Origin of the sequence: Comamonas testosteroni (assembly GCF_000761245.1) — a bacterium.
In the GTDB taxonomy this organism is placed as follows: domain Bacteria; phylum Pseudomonadota; class Gammaproteobacteria; order Burkholderiales; family Burkholderiaceae_C; genus Comamonas; species Comamonas testosteroni_C.
In genome coordinates this window covers 126,793-143,010 of record NZ_AWOR01000032.1, presented here as the reverse complement: position 1 = coordinate 143,010, position 16,218 = coordinate 126,793, and the positions used below count along the sequence as shown (strand labels likewise).

Annotated in this window: 13 protein-coding genes; 9 read left to right on the top strand and 4 right to left on the bottom strand. The window is 62.1% G+C overall.

Annotated features, from left to right (window positions below; all coding sequences use genetic code 11):
• The first annotated feature begins 1 nt into the window (after nt 1).
• Nucleotides 2-1,336 carry a phosphoglucosamine mutase gene (gene glmM / locus P353_RS07340; RefSeq protein ID WP_034367324.1) on the top strand — a complete coding sequence of 445 codons (1,335 nt, stop codon included), beginning with the start codon at nt 2-4 and terminating at the stop codon, nt 1,334-1,336.
• Nucleotides 1,337-1,807: 471 nt separating this feature from the next.
• Nucleotides 1,808-3,874: a polyphosphate kinase 1 gene (gene ppk1 / locus P353_RS07335; RefSeq protein WP_034367321.1), complete on the top strand. Its 2,067-nt coding sequence runs from the start codon at nt 1,808-1,810 to the stop codon at nt 3,872-3,874.
• 174 nt (nt 3,875-4,048) lie between these two features.
• Here ppk1 and P353_RS07330 read toward each other — a convergent pair whose 3' ends face one another.
• Nucleotides 4,049-5,530: a Ppx/GppA phosphatase family protein gene (locus P353_RS07330; RefSeq protein WP_034367319.1), complete on the bottom strand. Its 1,482-nt coding sequence runs from the start codon at nt 5,528-5,530 to the stop codon at nt 4,049-4,051.
• 440 nt (nt 5,531-5,970) lie between these two features.
• Here P353_RS07330 and pstS point away from each other — a divergent pair, with 440 nt between their 5' ends.
• The 7 genes from pstS (at nt 5,971) to phoR (ending at nt 12,685) form a co-directional block, all read left to right on the top strand.
• Nucleotides 5,971-7,002, top strand: coding sequence for a phosphate ABC transporter substrate-binding protein PstS (gene pstS / locus P353_RS07325; RefSeq protein WP_034367317.1), 1,032 nt, complete (start codon nt 5,971-5,973; stop codon nt 7,000-7,002).
• Between the two features lie 173 nt (nt 7,003-7,175).
• Nucleotides 7,176-8,114, top strand: coding sequence for a phosphate ABC transporter permease subunit PstC (pstC, locus tag P353_RS07320; RefSeq protein ID WP_034367314.1), 939 nt, complete (start codon nt 7,176-7,178; stop codon nt 8,112-8,114).
• Nucleotides 8,111-9,001: a phosphate ABC transporter permease PstA gene (gene pstA / locus P353_RS07315; protein ID WP_034367311.1), complete on the top strand. Its 891-nt coding sequence runs from the start codon at nt 8,111-8,113 to the stop codon at nt 8,999-9,001. The genes pstC and pstA overlap by 4 nt, the downstream gene beginning before the upstream one ends.
• A 17-nt stretch (nt 9,002-9,018) precedes the next feature.
• Nucleotides 9,019-9,795 carry a phosphate ABC transporter ATP-binding protein PstB gene (gene pstB, locus P353_RS07310; RefSeq protein WP_034367308.1) on the top strand — a complete coding sequence of 259 codons (777 nt, stop codon included), beginning with the start codon at nt 9,019-9,021 and terminating at the stop codon, nt 9,793-9,795.
• Between the two features lie 10 nt (nt 9,796-9,805).
• A complete protein-coding gene (gene phoU / locus P353_RS07305) occupies nt 9,806-10,507 on the top strand; it encodes a phosphate signaling complex protein PhoU (RefSeq protein ID WP_003067322.1) in 702 nt (233 codons plus the stop codon).
• Between the two features lie 18 nt (nt 10,508-10,525).
• Nucleotides 10,526-11,221, top strand: a complete 696-nt coding sequence (gene phoB, locus P353_RS07300; protein ID WP_003053455.1) for a phosphate regulon transcriptional regulator PhoB — start codon at nt 10,526-10,528, stop codon at nt 11,219-11,221.
• 87 nt (nt 11,222-11,308) lie between these two features.
• Complete coding sequence (gene phoR, locus P353_RS07295; protein WP_034367307.1) at nt 11,309-12,685, top strand: phosphate regulon sensor histidine kinase PhoR; 1,377 nt, start codon at nt 11,309-11,311, stop codon at nt 12,683-12,685.
• On the opposite strand, the gene P353_RS07290 is transcribed toward phoR, so the two are convergent.
• The 3 genes from P353_RS07290 to P353_RS07280 all read right to left on the bottom strand — a co-directional run bounded on the left by P353_RS07290 (nt 12,682) and on the right by P353_RS07280 (nt 16,195).
• Complete coding sequence (locus P353_RS07290) at nt 12,682-14,055, bottom strand: MATE family efflux transporter (RefSeq protein ID WP_034367305.1); 1,374 nt, start codon at nt 14,053-14,055, stop codon at nt 12,682-12,684. The genes phoR and P353_RS07290 overlap by 4 nt on opposite strands.
• Nucleotides 14,052-15,776 carry a hypothetical protein gene (locus P353_RS07285; RefSeq protein ID WP_034367302.1) on the bottom strand — a complete coding sequence of 575 codons (1,725 nt, stop codon included), beginning with the start codon at nt 15,774-15,776 and terminating at the stop codon, nt 14,052-14,054. The genes P353_RS07290 and P353_RS07285 overlap by 4 nt, the downstream gene beginning before the upstream one ends.
• A gap of 173 nt (nt 15,777-15,949) precedes the next feature.
• The gene (locus P353_RS07280) at nt 15,950-16,195 is read right to left on the bottom strand and encodes a type B 50S ribosomal protein L31 (protein ID WP_003053459.1); all 246 of its coding nucleotides are present in this window, start codon (nt 16,193-16,195) and stop codon (nt 15,950-15,952) included.
• Nucleotides 16,196-16,218 lie beyond the last annotated feature (23 nt).

Below are 16,218 nucleotides of genomic sequence, written 5' to 3'. Positions count from 1 at the left end.
TATGACACGACAGTACTTCGGTACCGACGGGATTCGCGGCACGGTGGGCAAGTCGCCCATTACGCCTGACTTCGCCCTGCGCCTGGCGCATGCCGTGGGACGCGTGTTGCGCCGCACGCAAGAGCGCCCCCTGGTGCTGATCGGCAAGGACACCCGCATCTCTGGCTACATGCTGGAGAGTGCGCTCGAGTCGGGCTTCAACTCTGCCGGTGTCGATGTCATGTTGCTTGGCCCATTGCCGACACCGGGCGTGGCCTATCTGACGCGCGCCCAGCGCGCCAGCCTGGGGGTGGTGATCAGTGCCAGCCACAACCCGTTTTATGACAACGGCATCAAGTTCTTCAGTGCCGAGGGCACCAAGCTGCCTGATTCCTGGGAAGAGGATGTGGAAGCCGCTCTCAAGGAAGACCCCGTCTGGGTGGATTCAGCCTCTTTGGGCAAGGCGCGACGTCTGGCCGATGCCGCCGGCCGTTATATCGAGTTCTGCAAAAGCACTTTCGATCACAGCCTGTCGTTGCGCGGCCTGAAGGTTGTTGTGGACGCGGCTCATGGCGCGGCCTATCAGATTGCTCCCAAGGTCTTTCACGAGCTGGGTGCCAATGTGGTGGAAATCGGCTGCTCCCCGGACGGACTGAACATCAACGAGGGAGTCGGCGCGACCCATCCCGAGGCGCTGGTCAGGGCCGTGCGAGCCAACAATGCCGACTATGGCGTGGCGCTGGACGGCGATGCCGACCGCCTGCAGCTGGTCGATGCGCAAGGCCGTCTCTACAACGGCGACGAACTGCTCTATCTCATGGCGGCCGATCGCCTGGCTCGCGGCGACGTGGTCAGCGGGGTGGCGGGAACCCTGATGACCAATATGGCGGTGGAGCAAGCGCTCAAGGAGCAGGGCGTGGGTTTTGTCCGTGCCAAGGTGGGAGACCGCTATGTGCTGGAAGCGCTCAATGCCAAGGGCTGGCAGCTGGGCGGTGAAAGCTCGGGCCATCTGCTGGCGCTGGACAAGCATACGACCGGTGACGGCCTGGTCAGCGCACTGCAGGTGCTGCAGGCCTGCGTGCGCTCGAAGAAGACCATTGCCCAGTGGCTGGAGTCCGTGCAGCTGTTCCCTCAGGTCATGATCAATGTGCGCTTGCAGCCTGGTCAGGACTGGAAGAGCAACGCCAAGCTGCCTGGTGAGCAGGCAGCGGTCGAGAAGCTGCTGGGCAGTGACGGCCGTGTGCTGATCCGTCCCAGTGGTACCGAGCCTCTGGTGCGAGTCATGGTCGAGGCCAGGAGCGCGGATATGGCCAGCAACTGTGCCGAGCGTCTGGCCGAGGTGGTCAGGGCCAGCTGACGGTGTGCAAACCCTGATGACTGTCATGAACAACGATGACAGTCATCTTTTGGTCATCTAATTGTCACAAACCATGGGCAGACTGCGGACATGCCCTCAGGGGCGCTTCAAGCTTTCGCAGGCTGCTGCCACATGTCCCAATCCGTACCTGGTTCCGACTCTTTTTTTTCCGCTTCCATCACTTCTTCTTCAGGGCAGGATCCGGCTGCAGTTTCCCCAGTGACCTCGCAGACCGACGCTCAGGCGCATGAGGCGGGGCCTGTCTCCCGGGGGCTGGCGCACATCTCGCTTGTGCCTCCAGTGACGACAGCGCTCGTCAACTCCGCAAGCGAGCCGGCTGCAGTTGCGCAAGCCGGGGCGGCCGGGCACCATGGTGTGCCCGGTGTCGTTTCTGACGCTGCGATACCGGTTTCTTCTGCCCCTGCCAAAGCGCCGCGCCGACGCCGAGCGGCGTCCAAGAACGAGGTAGCCATGCCGCCTGTGATCGAGCCGACTCTGGAGCTGCTGGACCGCGATCAAAGCATTCTGGTCTTCAATGAGCGCGTGCTGAGCTGGGCCGAGCGCGAGGATGTGCCGCTGCTCGAGCGCTTGCGCTATCTGTGCATCGTGTCCTCCAATCTCGACGAGTGGTTTGAGGTGCGCTGCGCCCCTCATGTCTCGGCCGCCAAGGTGGGCGACGAGCAGGGCACCTACTCGCGCGCCAGCTTCGAGCGGTTGATGGCCACGGCCCACGGTCTGGTCGCCAAGCAGTACCAGCTCTACAACCAGGCCATCATTCCCGCGTTCGACAAGCATGCGATTCGCCTGGTCTCGCACGGCGAGCGCAGCGTGGCGCAGCGCAAATGGGTGCGCGAGTACTTCATGCGCGAGGTGCAGCCCCTGCTGATGCCGGTGGGGCTGGATCCGTCGCATCCTTTCCCGCAGGTCGCCAACAAGGCCCTGAATTTCATCGTGCGCCTCAATGGCGTGGATGCCTTCGGGAGGGCCAATGAAGTGGCCATCGTCAAGGTGCCGCGTGCCTTGCCGCGCCTGATCCGCCTGCCCGAGAAGATCTCGGGCAAGCAAAAGCTGTTTGTCAGCATCTCCAGCGTGGTGCGTGCCCACCTGGCTGAGCTGTTCCCGGGGCGCGAAGTATCGGAGTTCTCGCAGTTCCGTGCCACACGTCACTCCGATCTGGCCGTGGACGAGGACGATGTGGTGGATCTGCGCATGGCCCTGCGCCAGGGCCTGCACCACCGCCATTACGGCCAGGCGGTGCGCCTGGAGGTGTCTTCCTCATGCTCGGTGGTGCTTTCGGATCTGCTGCTGGAGCAATACGGCCTGCCGGCCGAGGCGCTGTTCCGCGTCAAGGGGCCGGTCAATCTGGTGCGCCAGATGCAGCTGATCGATCTGGTCGACGACCCGGCCCTGTTGTTTCCCAAGTGGAAGCCGGCCTGGCCCACGCAGCTCGTGCCCGGCCGCTCCATCCTGGCGCAGATGCGCAAGAGCGATATCATCATCCACCAGCCCTTCGAGAGTTTCGATGGCGTGCTGGAGCTGCTGCGCGAGGCTGTGAACGATCCGCAGGTGCTGGCCATCAAGCAGACCATCTACCGCACGGGCACTGACTCCGAGATCATGAGCCTGCTGGCCGAGGCCGTGAGCCGCGGCAAGGAGGTGCTGGCCGTGCTGGAGCTCAAGGCGCGCTTTGACGAAGAGGCCAACATCAACTGGGCGGAAAAGCTGGAATCGCTGGGCGTGCAGGTGGTGTACGGCGTGGTCGGTCTCAAGACCCACGCCAAGATGCTGCTCATCACGCGCCGTGAAAAGCGCAACAACCAGCTCAAGCGCTATGCCCATCTGTCCACGGGCAACTACAACGCCCGCAGCGCGCGTCTGTACACCGACATCAGCCAGCTGACCTGCGATGACGAGATCACGGCAGATATGGATGCGGTGTTCCGCCATCTCTCCAGCCACAACACCATGCCCAAGCTGCAAAAGCTGGTCATGGCGCCGTTCCACTTGCAAAACCGCATGCTGGAGCTGATCGGCCTGGTGGCCGCCGCAGCGGCGCGCGGCGAGAAGGCACGCATGGTGCTCAAGATGAATGCGCTGACCGACGAGCCCCTGATTCGCGCCCTGGTCGAGGCCGGCCGCAAGGGGGCGCAGATCGATCTCATCGTGCGTGGCTCCTGCATGCTGCCGGCACAGCGCCCGGGCGTGACGGACAATATCCGCGTGCGCTCCATCATCGGCCGTTTTCTGGAGCATTCGCGCGTCTTCTACTTTGCCTGGGGCCAGGAAGAAGAGCTGCTGCTGTCCAGTGCCGACTGGATGAATCGCAATATGCTCAGCCGTGTGGAGCTGGCCTGGCCGGTGCTGGACAAAAAGCTGCGCCAGCGCGTGATCGACGAGTGCCTGGTGGCCTATCTGGGCGACGACCGCGATGCCTGGACGCTGGACGCCTCGGGCACTTACCAAAAGCCCGCGCGTCCGCTGGAGGGCAAGGGTGCCCAGCAGGCCCTGATGGTGCGCTACGGCGGCAAAAGCCTCTGAGTTATCAAATAAGGAGCTGGTTGCGCTTGGTAGTAAAGGATTTCAGATACTTTTCATGCTGAAATCTTTATCTGATAGGCGCTTACAGCTCTCTTTTTGAAGACCGAATGCAAAAAAGGGACTGCCTCGCAGTCCCTTTGCCTTTTGCAGGCCGCGACGGCCTGTCTGGTGATATCAGCGCAGCTGTAGCTTGAGGCTCCAGGGCGTCTTGCTCCATGCAATGGCTTCCTCTTCGAGCAGGCGGGCGGACTGCGGGTAGGTCAGCATCCAGCCCGAAGGAGTGGAGAGCTTGCATTCCGAGCCCGAGCGCTTGATCTGTATGCCCTGCATGTCAGGGTCGCGGCGGGTATGGCTCAACTGCACGGCAATGCGCAGTGCCATCAGCGGCAGGGCCAGCTGCGGCTGCTCAATGGCGTCTTCCAGCTTGCGCAGCTTGCCCTGGTGGCCGAGCACCAGCTGGCAGATGCGCTGGCGCAGCTCGGGCTCCCAGGTGGCCAGACCGCAATGCTCGACGATATAGGCGCCGTGGCGATGGTAGTTGCTCAGTGCCACGCGCATGCCCACCTCGTGCAGCTGCGCCGCAATGGCCAGGGCCTGGGGGTTCTGCGTAGCGCTTTCCCCAGGCAGGATTTGCCGGTACAGCTCGCAGGCGATGCGCTGCACGCGCTGGGCATGGGGTACGTCCACGCCGAAGTCCAGCTGCAGGGCGCCGACTTCCGCCGCTTCCTTGTCGGCCGGGGGCTCATGCTCGAGCAGGTCGTGCAAAGCTCCCTGGCGCAGTGCGCCCTGGGCGACTTCCAGCTCGGTAATGCCCAGCAGATCGACCACGGCCATCATCACGCTGATGCCGCCTGCGACCACGGGGCGGCGATCTTCCTTGAGGCCCGGCATGCGCAGGCGCTCCACATGGCCGATGTCCAGCAGCATCTCGTAGAGGTGGCGCAGCTTGGCGGGCGTGATCACCTGTCCATCCAGGCCCTGTGCCGTCAGGGCATCGGCCACGGCATTGGCCGTGCCCGAAGAGGCGTAGGCGCAGTCCCAGGCCGTGCCCGGGTAGGCGAACTGCGCATGGGCCAGGCATTGCTTGGCCGCGGCAACGGCGGCCTGGAAGTTGGCCTTGCTCAATGCGCCATCGCTGAAGAAGCGGCTGCTCCAGGAGACGCTGCCCAGCGCGAACGACGCCACTTGCAGAGGCTGGCTGTGTTGGCCGATGATGATTTCGGTGGAGCGTCCGCCAATGTCGATGACCAGGCGCTTTTGCTGGCTGGGCGGCAGCGAGCTGGCCACGCCGCGATAGATGAGCCGGGCTTCCTCCTCGCCGGGGATGACTTCGATGGGAAAGCCCAGCAACTGGCTGCCGCGCGTCACGAATTCGTCGGCATTCAGGGCCTCGCGCAGGGTCTGGGTGGCGACGGCTCGGACATGCGTGGCATCGAAGCCCCTGAGGCGCTCGCCAAAGCGTGCCAGGCAGTCCCAGCCGCGTTCCATGGCTTCGCGCGAGAGTTCCTGGCGCGAGTTCAGGCCGTTGCCCTGGCGTACGGTTTCCTTGAGATATTCCACACGCTCGATGCGTTGATGCGAGCCGATGCGGCCTATTTCAAGGCGAAAACTATTGGAGCCAAGGTCTACGGCGGCAAGCAGCGATTCAGGAGCCATTTCTGAGCCAATCAATGCGTTGTTGTTATGCGGGTTGGGGCACGGGCAGAGCATGAGCGTGATGGAACTGGCGACACATGCACTGGGCAGTGGAATATGCAATACGGGCCGTCATCGAGCTTGTGGGGCGCTGGGTTCAACCTCTGCCAAGTCAGGTATTTGCAGGTATTTGCCGGGTTGGGCCGCCAGGGTGCTGTCACGCTGTGTGACAGACTATGTCATACATTGTCGGCGATCAGACTTCAGCCTTGCGACAAGCTGTTACCCGGGTCGAGTCTGCGGCTCAAGGCTCAGCAGTTTGCGAATGAAATATGACACTCGCATGACTGCTTGGGAGCTCTTTCACTCGGTTGCGCCTTGAAATTTTCGTGTCACGACCTTGTCATAAAAGGTTTTTAAAGTTCACTCCATCGAATCTTTCAACCCTAAGAGGTCGTTTCATGAAGTTGTCCTTGATTCACGTTCTGGTGGCTGGTGCTCTGTCTGCAGCGGGTATTGCCAACGCCAGCCAGGAAGCCACAGGTGCTGGTGCGAGCTTCCCGGCCCCTCTGTATTCCAAGTGGGCTGCCGACTATCACAAGGCCACTGGCGTCAAGATTAACTACCAGTCCGTGGGCTCCAGCGCCGGTGTCAAGCAGATCGATGCCAAGACCGTGGACTTCGGTGCCTCGGACGCTCCCCTGACCGATGAAGAGCTGCAGAAGAAGGGCCTGCTGCAGTTCCCCACCGTGATCGGTGGCATTGTTCCCGTGGTCAACATCAAAGGCGTGGCTCCCGGCCAGCTGAAGCTGTCGGGCCAGGTGCTGGGCGACATCTACCTGGGCAAGATCACAAAGTGGAATGACGCCGCCATCACGGCTTTGAACCCCGGTGTGGCGCTGCCTGACGCCGCCATCGCTCCCGTGCGCCGCGCCGACGGCTCCGGCACCACCTTCGGCTTCACCAACTACCTCTCCAAGGTCAACACCGAGTGGAAAGACAAGGTCGGCGAAGGCACGGCCGTGAACTGGCCCACCGGTGCCGGCGGCAAGGGTAACGAAGGCGTTGCCGCCTTTGTGGGCCGTCTGCCCAACTCCATCGGCTACGTCGAGTACGCCTATGTGAAGCAAAACAAGCTGACCTACACGCAGCTGCAGAACAAGGAAGGCGCATTCGTCTCTCCTGACGACGATACCTTCAAGGCTGCCGCTGCCGGTGCCGACTGGGCCAAGAGCTTCTACCAGATCCTGACCAACCAGCCCGGCAAGAGCGCCTGGCCCATCACCTCGGCCACCTTCATCCTGATGCACAAGACTCAGGACAAGCCCGCCCAGGCCACCACTTCGCTGAAGTTCTTCGAGTGGGCCTACAAGCAAGGTGACAAGACTGCCGCCGATCTGGACTACGTGCCCATGCCCGACTCCGTCAAGAACGTGATCTACAAGTCCTGGAACGACATCAAGGACACTTCGGGCAAGGTTGTCGCCAAGTAATCCCTTGTAATCAGTGAGCAGCGGACTGCCGTGCCGGACGGCATCTCCGCTGCTTGTTTCAACCCTTTGCGAATAAAGGCGCTCACGTGTCCACTACGTCGCCCTCAAGTTCGCTGGCTGCTGCCTCCACCGATGCTGCCAAGCGACGCTCTCCTTCTCCGCCACGTGCTCCGATGATCTCGGGACGTATGGCGGATCGTTTGTTTGGTGGCCTGGCGCGCAGTGCAGCAATTTTGACGCTGGTGCTGCTGCTGGCCATCATGGGTTCGCTGATCGTCGGCGCCTGGCCCGCCATTGCGGAATATGGTCTGGGCTTTCTGACCAGCAGTGTCTGGGACCCTGTCCAGAATCGGTACGGCGGCCTGGTCATGATATACGGCACGCTGGCCACGTCGGCCATCGCGCTCATCATTGCAGTGCCCGTGAGCTTCGGTATTGCCCTGTTTCTGACGGAACTCTCGCCCGCCTGGCTCAAGCGTCCTCTGGGCACTGCCATCGAGTTGCTGGCCGCAGTTCCCTCCATTGTTTATGGCATGTGGGGCCTGATGGTGTTCGGCCCCGTGCTGGCCACCTATGTGCAGCAGCCTTTGCAGAACCTGCTGACCGGCGTGCCCTATCTGGGCGCTTTTGTCTCCGGCCCTCCCGTGGGTATCGGTATTTTGTCGGCCGGCATCATTTTGGCCATCATGATCATCCCCTTCATCGCCTCCGTGATGCGCGATGTGTTCGAAGTCACGCCGGCGCTGCTCAAGGAGTCGGCCTACGGTCTGGGCTCCACGACCTGGGAAGTGGTCTGGAAAGTGGTGCTGCCCTATACCAAGACCGGCGTGCTGGGCGGCGTCATGCTGGGCCTGGGCCGCGCACTGGGCGAGACCATGGCCGTGACTTTTGTGATCGGCAACATGAACCAGCTCAACTCCCTGTCCGTGTTCGAGGCTGCGAACAGCATCACCTCGGCCTTGGCCAATGAGTTTGCCGAGGCAGGCGAAGGCCTGCATCAGGCATCGCTGATCTATCTGGGTCTGGTGCTGTTCTTCATCACCTTTGTGGTGCTGGCCTGCTCCAAGGTGCTGCTCAACCGCCTGCAGAAGAACGAAGGAGCCCGCTCATGAGCCCGACCTCTACCTCCGCCAAGATGCTCGATGCGGCCGACCTGGCTGCGGTGCGTCAGGCCAGATACAACAAGCGCAAGCACCTCAATCAGGTTGCGCTGACCCTGTCCATGGCCGCCATGCTGTTCGGTGTCTTCTGGCTGGTCTGGATTCTCTGGGAAACCATTCGCCAGGGCGTGGGCGGTCTGAACTTCGCCCTGTTTTCGCAGATGACGCCTCCGCCCAACGAAGAGGGCGGCATTGCCAACGCCATCTGGGGCTCGCTGATGATAGTGACGCTGGCTACTTTCGTGGGCACGCCGATCGGCGTGATGGCCGGCGTCTATCTGGCCGAGTACGACAAAAAGAGCTGGCTGGCTTCCACCACGCGTTTCGTCAACGACATTTTGCTGTCGGCCCCCTCCATCGTCATCGGTCTGTTCGTCTACACCGTGGTGGTGGTGCGCTTCAAGAGCTTCTCCGGCATGGCCGGAGTGATCGCGCTGGCGCTGATCGTGATTCCCGTGGTCATCCGTACCACGGAAAACATGCTGGTGCTGGTTCCCGCCAGCCTGCGTGAAGCGGCTTATGCGCTGGGTACGCCCAAGTGGAAGGTCATCATCATGGTGACCTTGCGCGCAGCCCGCGCCGGCGTGATCACCGGTGTGCTGCTGGCCGTGGCCCGTATTGCTGGCGAGACCGCTCCGCTGCTGTTCACGGCTCTGAACAACCAGTTCTGGAATGCCGACATGAGCAAGCCCATGGCTAGCCTGCCGGTCACCATCTTCAAATTTGCCATGAGCCCGTATGAGAACTGGCAGCAACTGGCCTGGGCCGGTGTCTTCCTTATCACTATGGCTGTGCTGGGTCTGAATATCCTGGCGCGTTTCATCACCCGCCAGAAGTAATTCGAAAGTTCAAGATCATGACTGCAACCACTGCTCCCGCCAACATCAAGCTGGCCGTGCGCGACCTGAACTTCTACTACGGCAAGTTTCACGCGCTGAAAAACATCAATCTCGATATTCCCGAGAAGAAGGTCACGGCCTTCATCGGCCCCTCGGGCTGCGGCAAGTCCACGCTGCTGCGCACGTTCAACCGCATGTTCGAGCTCTATCCCGAGCAGCGCGCCGAAGGTCAGATCATGCTGGACGGCGACAACCTGCTGACCAGCAAGCAGGATGTGGCACTGATTCGTGCCAAGGTCGGCATGGTGTTCCAGAAGCCCACGCCGTTCCCGATGTCCATCTATGACAACATCGCTTTCGGCGTGAAGCTGTTCGAGAGTCTCAACGCCTCGGACATGGATGACCGCGTGGAGTGGGCACTGCGCAAGGCTGCGCTGTGGAATGAAGTCAAGGACAAGCTGCAGCAAAGCGGATCGGGCTTGTCTGGCGGTCAGCAGCAGCGTCTGTGTATCGCGCGCGGCATTGCCATCAAGCCCGAGGTGCTGCTGCTGGACGAGCCCTGCTCGGCGCTGGACCCCATCTCCACGGCCAAGATCGAGGAGCTGATTGCGGAGCTGAAGAACGACTACACCGTGGTCATCGTGACACACAACATGCAGCAGGCCGCCCGTTGCAGCGATTACACGGCCTATATGTATCTGGGGGATCTGGTGGAGTTCGGCGACACCGAAAAAATGTTCTTCAAGCCCCAGCGCAAGGAAACGGAAGACTACATCACAGGCCGCTTCGGCTAAGGACTTAAAAATGACAGAAAAACATTTGTCCACGCAGTTCGACTCCGAACTCAATCGTGTCTCGGCCCGCGTCATGGAGCTTGGCGGTCTGGTCGAGTCGCAGATCAGCAATGCCGTCTATGCACTGACCAGTTTCAGCACCGAGGCGGTTGAGCAGGTCATCAGCACCGAGCAGCGCGTCAACGCCATGGAGGTCGAGATCGACCATGAGCTGTCGTCCATCATTGCGCGCCGCCAGCCCACGGCCCGCGACCTGCGCCTGCTGATCGCCTTCTCCAAGGCCACGGCCAACCTGGAGCGCATGGGCGACGAAGCCTGCAAGATGGCCCGTATGGTCAAGTCCATCATCGAAAGCGGTGCTGCCCGTTCGCTGCCCAGCGGCGAGTTGCGCATGGCTGCCCAGATGGCTTCCGAGCTGCTGCGCAAGACCCTGGATGCCTTTGCCCGACTGGACACCAAGGCGGCGGTTGCCATCTTGCGTGAAGACGATCTGATCGACGAGGAGTTCGATGGTTTTGTGCGCAAGCTCATCACCTACATGATGGAAGATCCGCGCACCATCTCCGCCAGTCTGGACCTGCTGTTCCTGGCCAAGGCCATCGAGCGTATCGGCGACCACTCCAAGAACGTGGCCGAGCTGATCATCTACCTGGTCGAGGGCAAGGATGTGCGCCATCAGACCATGGCTGAAATCGAATCTGCGGTGTTGTAAAACGGAGGCTACTCAGGGATGAAGAAGATGCCCATGGTCCTCATCGTGGAGGACGAACCTGCGATTGCAGAGTTGATCGCGGTCAATTTGAGGCATAACGGCTTCCAGCCCGTCTGGGCGGAAGACGGTGTTTCGGCGCAGCGCGAGCTTGATGCCGTGCTGCCCGACGTGATCTTGCTCGACTGGATGCTACCCGGGGCCAGCGGTCTGTCTCTGGCCCGCAAATGGCGTGCCGACAGCCGCACCAAGGCCGTGCCCATTCTCATGTTGACGGCGCGTGGCGATGAGCCCGACAAGGTGGCGGGCCTGGATGCCGGAGCGGATGACTACATCACCAAGCCTTTCTCCACTCAGGAGCTGCTGGCCCGAATTCGTGCCGTGCTGCGCCGCCGTGCGCCTGAGCAGGTGCAGGACAAGGTCAGCATTGGCGAGCTGGTGCTGGATGCCGCGGCCCACCGTGTGAGCTGGCAGGGCGATCTGCTCAAGATCGGTCCCACCGAGTTCAAGCTGCTCAACTATCTGATGAAGCACCCCGAGCGTGTGCACAGCCGTGCGCAGTTGCTCGACAAGGTCTGGGGCGATCATGTCTTCATTGAAGAGCGCACCGTGGATGTGCACGTCAAGCGCTTGCGAGAATCGCTGGGTGTGGCGGGTGTTCTGATTGAGACCGTGCGCGGTGCGGGCTACCGTTTCAGCGCCCAGGCCATGGCCTGACAGCACTTCCCCCCGAACCTCGGCCCGGCCTGGCTGGGTCGTCAAAAATCACAACTGAAAGCAAATATGGGGTGGCGTGGTTTTCGATTGTTGGCTTCTCAGCTCGCGGCAGCCGTGGTGGTATGGCTGCTGTGGGCCTATCTCGTTGCACCCGGTGCGACGGCGCTGCAGCAATGCGTGGCGGCCATGACGGGAGCCTTGATCGGCGGCTGGATATGGTGGCTGGTGGACAGCTGGAATGGCGCGCGTCTGCTGCACTGGCTGCGTCAGTCGGAGCTGGGCGCAGTGCCCAACCTGGCAGGTATCTGGGGCGAGGCCAGCGTGCGCATGCGCCGCTGGATTCGTCAGAGCGTGCAGCAGGTGCAGCAGGGCGACCAGCGGCTCAATGACATTCTGTCTGCCTTGCAGGCCAGTCCCAATGGTGTGGTGCTGCTCGATGCACAGGGCCGCATCGAATGGTGCAATCAGATTTCCGCCAAGCAATTCGGCTTTGACGCCGAGCGCGATGTGCTGCAAAGCATCGGTAACCTGGTGCGAGATCCCCAGTTCAGTGCCTATTTTGCAGCGCAGGACTTCAGCCATGATCTGGTCATGCAGGGGCGCGAAAGCACGCCTTCGCGGCCGGTCAAGCTGTCGGTGCAGCTCTATGGCTATGGCGAGGGACGCAAGCTGCTGCTGGCGCGCGATGTGACGGCGCTGGAGCAGGCCGAAGCCATGCGCCGTGACTTCGTGGCCAATGTCTCCCACGAAATCCGCACGCCTCTGACCGTGCTGGCCGGTTTTGTCGAGACCCTGCAGAACCTGCCGCTTGAGGAAGACGAGCGAAGGCGCTATCTGGAGCTGATGGCCCAGCAGGCCGAGCGCATGCAGCATCTGGTCGAGGACTTGCTGACCTTGTCGCGCCTGGAGGGAAGCCCGCTGCCCAGCAACAATGACTGGGTGTCGGTGGCGCAACTGCTCAATCGCTGTGAGAACGAGGCTCGTGGCCTGTCCAATGCCTTGACGCGCAAGCAGGCCAAACCTCATGTGCTGAACTTTCCTGATGAGCAGGCGCTCAGGCAGGCCGGAGATCTGGCAGGTGCGAGCGCAGAACTGCACAGTGCGTTTTCCAATCTGCTGGCCAATGCCATGCGCTACACGCCGGCAGGCGGGCAGATTGATGTGCGCTGGCAACTGCTGCCCGATGGATCGGCCCGCTTTGCCGTCAAGGACTCCGGCCCCGGCATCGACGAAAAGCATGTGTCGCGTCTGACGGAGCGCTTTTATCGCGTGGATCGCAGCCGCTCACGCGACACGGGCGGAACCGGCCTGGGGCTGGCCATCGTCAAGCATGTGCTGCAGCGCCATGGCGCCAGGCTCAGTATCGAGAGTGAGCTGGGCAAGGGCTCGGAATTCGCCGTCACCTTCCCGCCCAGCCGAGTGCGGGCGGCTGCCGAACTACCCGCCAAGGCACTTTCTCATTAGGCGGTCCTGGGCCGGGCCTGCGGCTTTAGAGGTCGTATGGCTCTGTGCAAAATGCTGCTGAAGGCCATGGCCGTGACAAAAAGGGCTGCCGCGCTGCAAACCCACAAGGGCATGGGCGTGGCCTGCCAGTCCCGCCAGCCTTCGGCGCCCTGCCATCGGTAGGTCAGCCAATAGCCAAGACCCAGGCCGCCGCCCCACAGCAGCAGGCAATAGATCACCAAAGGCGCCACGGTCACGCGATAGCAGCGCAGCACGAAAATGCAATAGGTCTGCACGCAGTCGGCCACATGGTAGGCGGCCACGCAGATCAGCAGCCAGGACGTCATGGCCAGCACCTGCGGGGAGTCGGTGTAGATGTCTGCAATCCAGGTGCGAGCGATTAAAAGCGTGGCTGCTGTCGCAATGCCGATGAGCAAAGCAAGCTTGAAACACTGCTGAATCAGCGTGCTGGCCTGGGCTTCATCACCGGCGCCGCGCCAGTAGCTGACGCGGGCGCTGGTGGCAATGGCCAGAGACAGCGGCACCATATAGCAGATGGCGGCCAGATTGGCGGCGATCTGGTGGCTGGCAGACGAGAGCGAGCCCTGTCTTGCCACATACAGGGCCATGAGGGTGAAGGAGGTGACTTCCACCAAAATGGCCAGGCCTGCAGGGATGCCAAGGCGGCAGAAACGGCCCAGTTGCAGCCAGTCTGGGCGCTCCAGCCTTTGCCAAAGCGCCAGCGGAGCATAGAAATCCTGGGTGCGCATCAGCCACAGGGCCACGGCAAACATGGTGTAGTTGACCAGCAGCGTGGCCAGTGCGCAGCCCACTGCTCCCAAGGGGGCAAGGCCGAGTCCACCAAAGGTGAACCAGATGGACAAGGGGATCTTGATCAGCAGCGAGACCAGTTGCAGCCAGGTGACCAGCTTGGGGTGGCCGAGCGCCTGGTTGAGCGCGCTGAAGATGCGAAACAGCAGCGCCGGTGGCAAGCCCCAGGCCAGTACGGCGAGATAGCGCTTGACCTCCAGCTGCAGCGCGTCGGGCACATCGGTCCAGCGCAGCAGTGCGTCGGGCATGAGCAGCACCGCCATGCCAAGCACGCAGGCCAGCGCACACAGATACATGGACTGGCGCAGCGAATGGCCGATTGCCTGGACCTGACCGGCCCCCCGCTGTTCGGACCACAAGGGCAGCAGAGCCTGAAAAATGCCCATCAGCGAGGCATAGACACTGATGAAAATGGCCGACCCTACGGAGAGGGCGGCCACGGCATCGTTGGAGTAGCGGCTGGCCACGATGGTATCGGTGGTGCCAAAGGCCATGACGGCCAGCTGCCCGGCCAGCACGGTGCCTGCATGTCGGCCTATGTACTGCAATTCGCCCTTCATGGGGCTTTGGGGTCGGTGTACTTGAGCAGTACCAGGACTTCCTTTTGGCCCGCCAGACGGGTGATGCGGCTGACTTCATTCCAGCCTTGGCGCAGTTTGCGATTGTGATCGCCCGCCCAGCGGTCTGCGTCGACCAGTGCCCAGCCGCAGTCGCGGGGATTGCTGCGGCGCAATAGTGCCGTATCCACGTGGGTGTAGTAGCGCACGGCAGCAATTTGCGAACGGCCCAGGCCGTAGGTCAGCACGCAGCTTGTGGCGCCGTTGTGCTTGAGTTCGCCGCCCAGCTGTGTCATCTGGAATTGATAGCTGCGAGCATGATCCAGCGGCTCCATCCAGAGAGTGGACAGCAGCACCCAGCTCAGTGTGGCGCCGCCGGCCGGGAGCACCAGGCTCTTCCAGATGGCTGCGCGATTGCGCGAGGTGCGCCAGATCACCAGTACAAACCAGCCGGCAGTCGCGATTAGCGCCACGATGACCGTGGGCCAGGAGATGTTTGCTTCGAATTGAGGAGCGAGGCGCGCAATATTGGCAGCGATCTTGGGTGGAAATCCGGTCTGGAACGCCAGCCAGACCACCCAGATGGCAATCGCGGATGCTGTAAAGAACAGCAACGTGAACCAGTCGATCAGTGCGCTGATGCTGCGGCGGAAAGTGGGCAGGGCGAAGGCGGCCAGGGTGGCGATGGCGGGAAGCCCCAGCAGCAGCGCCCGATCGGCCGGGGTGCTGCTCAGGCAGGCCGCCACAGGGACAGTGGCAAACAGCAGGGCGATGGACAGATGCGGGTTGTGGCCGGGGTGTGCAATCTGCCGGCGCCAGACCCACAGCGTCCACAAGGCCAGGGGCCAGGCGGGCCAGCAGAACCACAGCAGCAGTTGCAGCAGGGCATCCCAGTCCTTGAACGAGTCCACCAGATGCCAGACCCACTGATCCAGGGTCGTGGTCAGGCTGGCTGCCAGTACCGTGGCGGCCAGCCAGGCTGCGGCCCAGATGCGGGCCTGGCGGTGGGCGCGGCCGGGATTGTCGCCCCAGCTGCGCTGGGTGAAGGCGATCACGCTGCCGCCAAGTCCGAACAGCACGGAAAGAGTGGGGGCGCCGCTCAGGGCCAATCCCAGCAGGCCGAATAGCAGTGCCGCAGCTGACTTCCAGGGATGATAGGCCATTGCCGCAGCTGCAAAAAACAGCAGCGCCGTGCAGCCCAGCTGCGTGACATAGCTGGTGGTTTCATGCGAGAGCTGGGCCAGGCCCAGGCAGGCAACCAGGGCCAGCAAGGCAGCATCGGCCATGGCGCGGGCATAGTCGATCAGCTGGGCTTCCCCTCCAAAGGCAAAGGCCACGGGCTGCGCACCGGGCGTGCGTGCAAGGTAGTAAGCGCCCCACCAGGTGGCTCCCAGGGTCACGATCAGCAAGGCGATGAACGGCAGGCGCGCCGCCATTTCAGCGCCGAGCAGCCACTCGAAGCCCAGCAGCGACAAGGCACCCAGCCAGTAGGGCAGCAGGCCGTCCATGCTGGGAGCCAGACCCGAAAGCGTGGGGGACAGCCAGTCGGTATGACCCTGCGCCAGCTCGCGCATATAGCCAAAGGCCTCCATATCGTTGGAGCGCCAGGGGCCGCGCATGACAAAGCCGGGAATCACATAGGCCAGGCACAGCAAAAGCAGGGCCCAGCGCGGCAGTCGGCGCACGGCGCTTTGGGCAACGATGGCAGGTGTGGGCTGGTTCACGCAATCAATCCGGTAGCGGCGGTGCGTATCTGCACGGCCTGATCAGGCGGGAGCGACCGGGTTCGGAGCGCTCGGTGCTCCGATGATAGGAGCATTGGGATACTGCGGGTCAGCTCCCAAAAAGAAAAGGCAGCACGGTTGCCCGAGCTGCCTTTTCAGCAAAAAAGTAAGATTTACTTCTTGCCGAAGCGGTTGCGGAACTTCTCCACGCGGCCACCCATGTTGTCCACCGACTTTTGTGTGCCAGTGTAGAAGGGGTGCGATTCAGAAGTGGTATCCAGCTTGAACAGAGGGTACTCTTTACCTTCGAAGTTTTCGGTTTCCTTGGTGGAAACGCAAGAACGTGTCACGAACTTGAAGCCGTTGGACATGTCAACGAACAGAACTTCGCGGTAATTGGGGTGAATGCCTTCTTTCATGATCTTTCCTTTGGTCAAGTGCG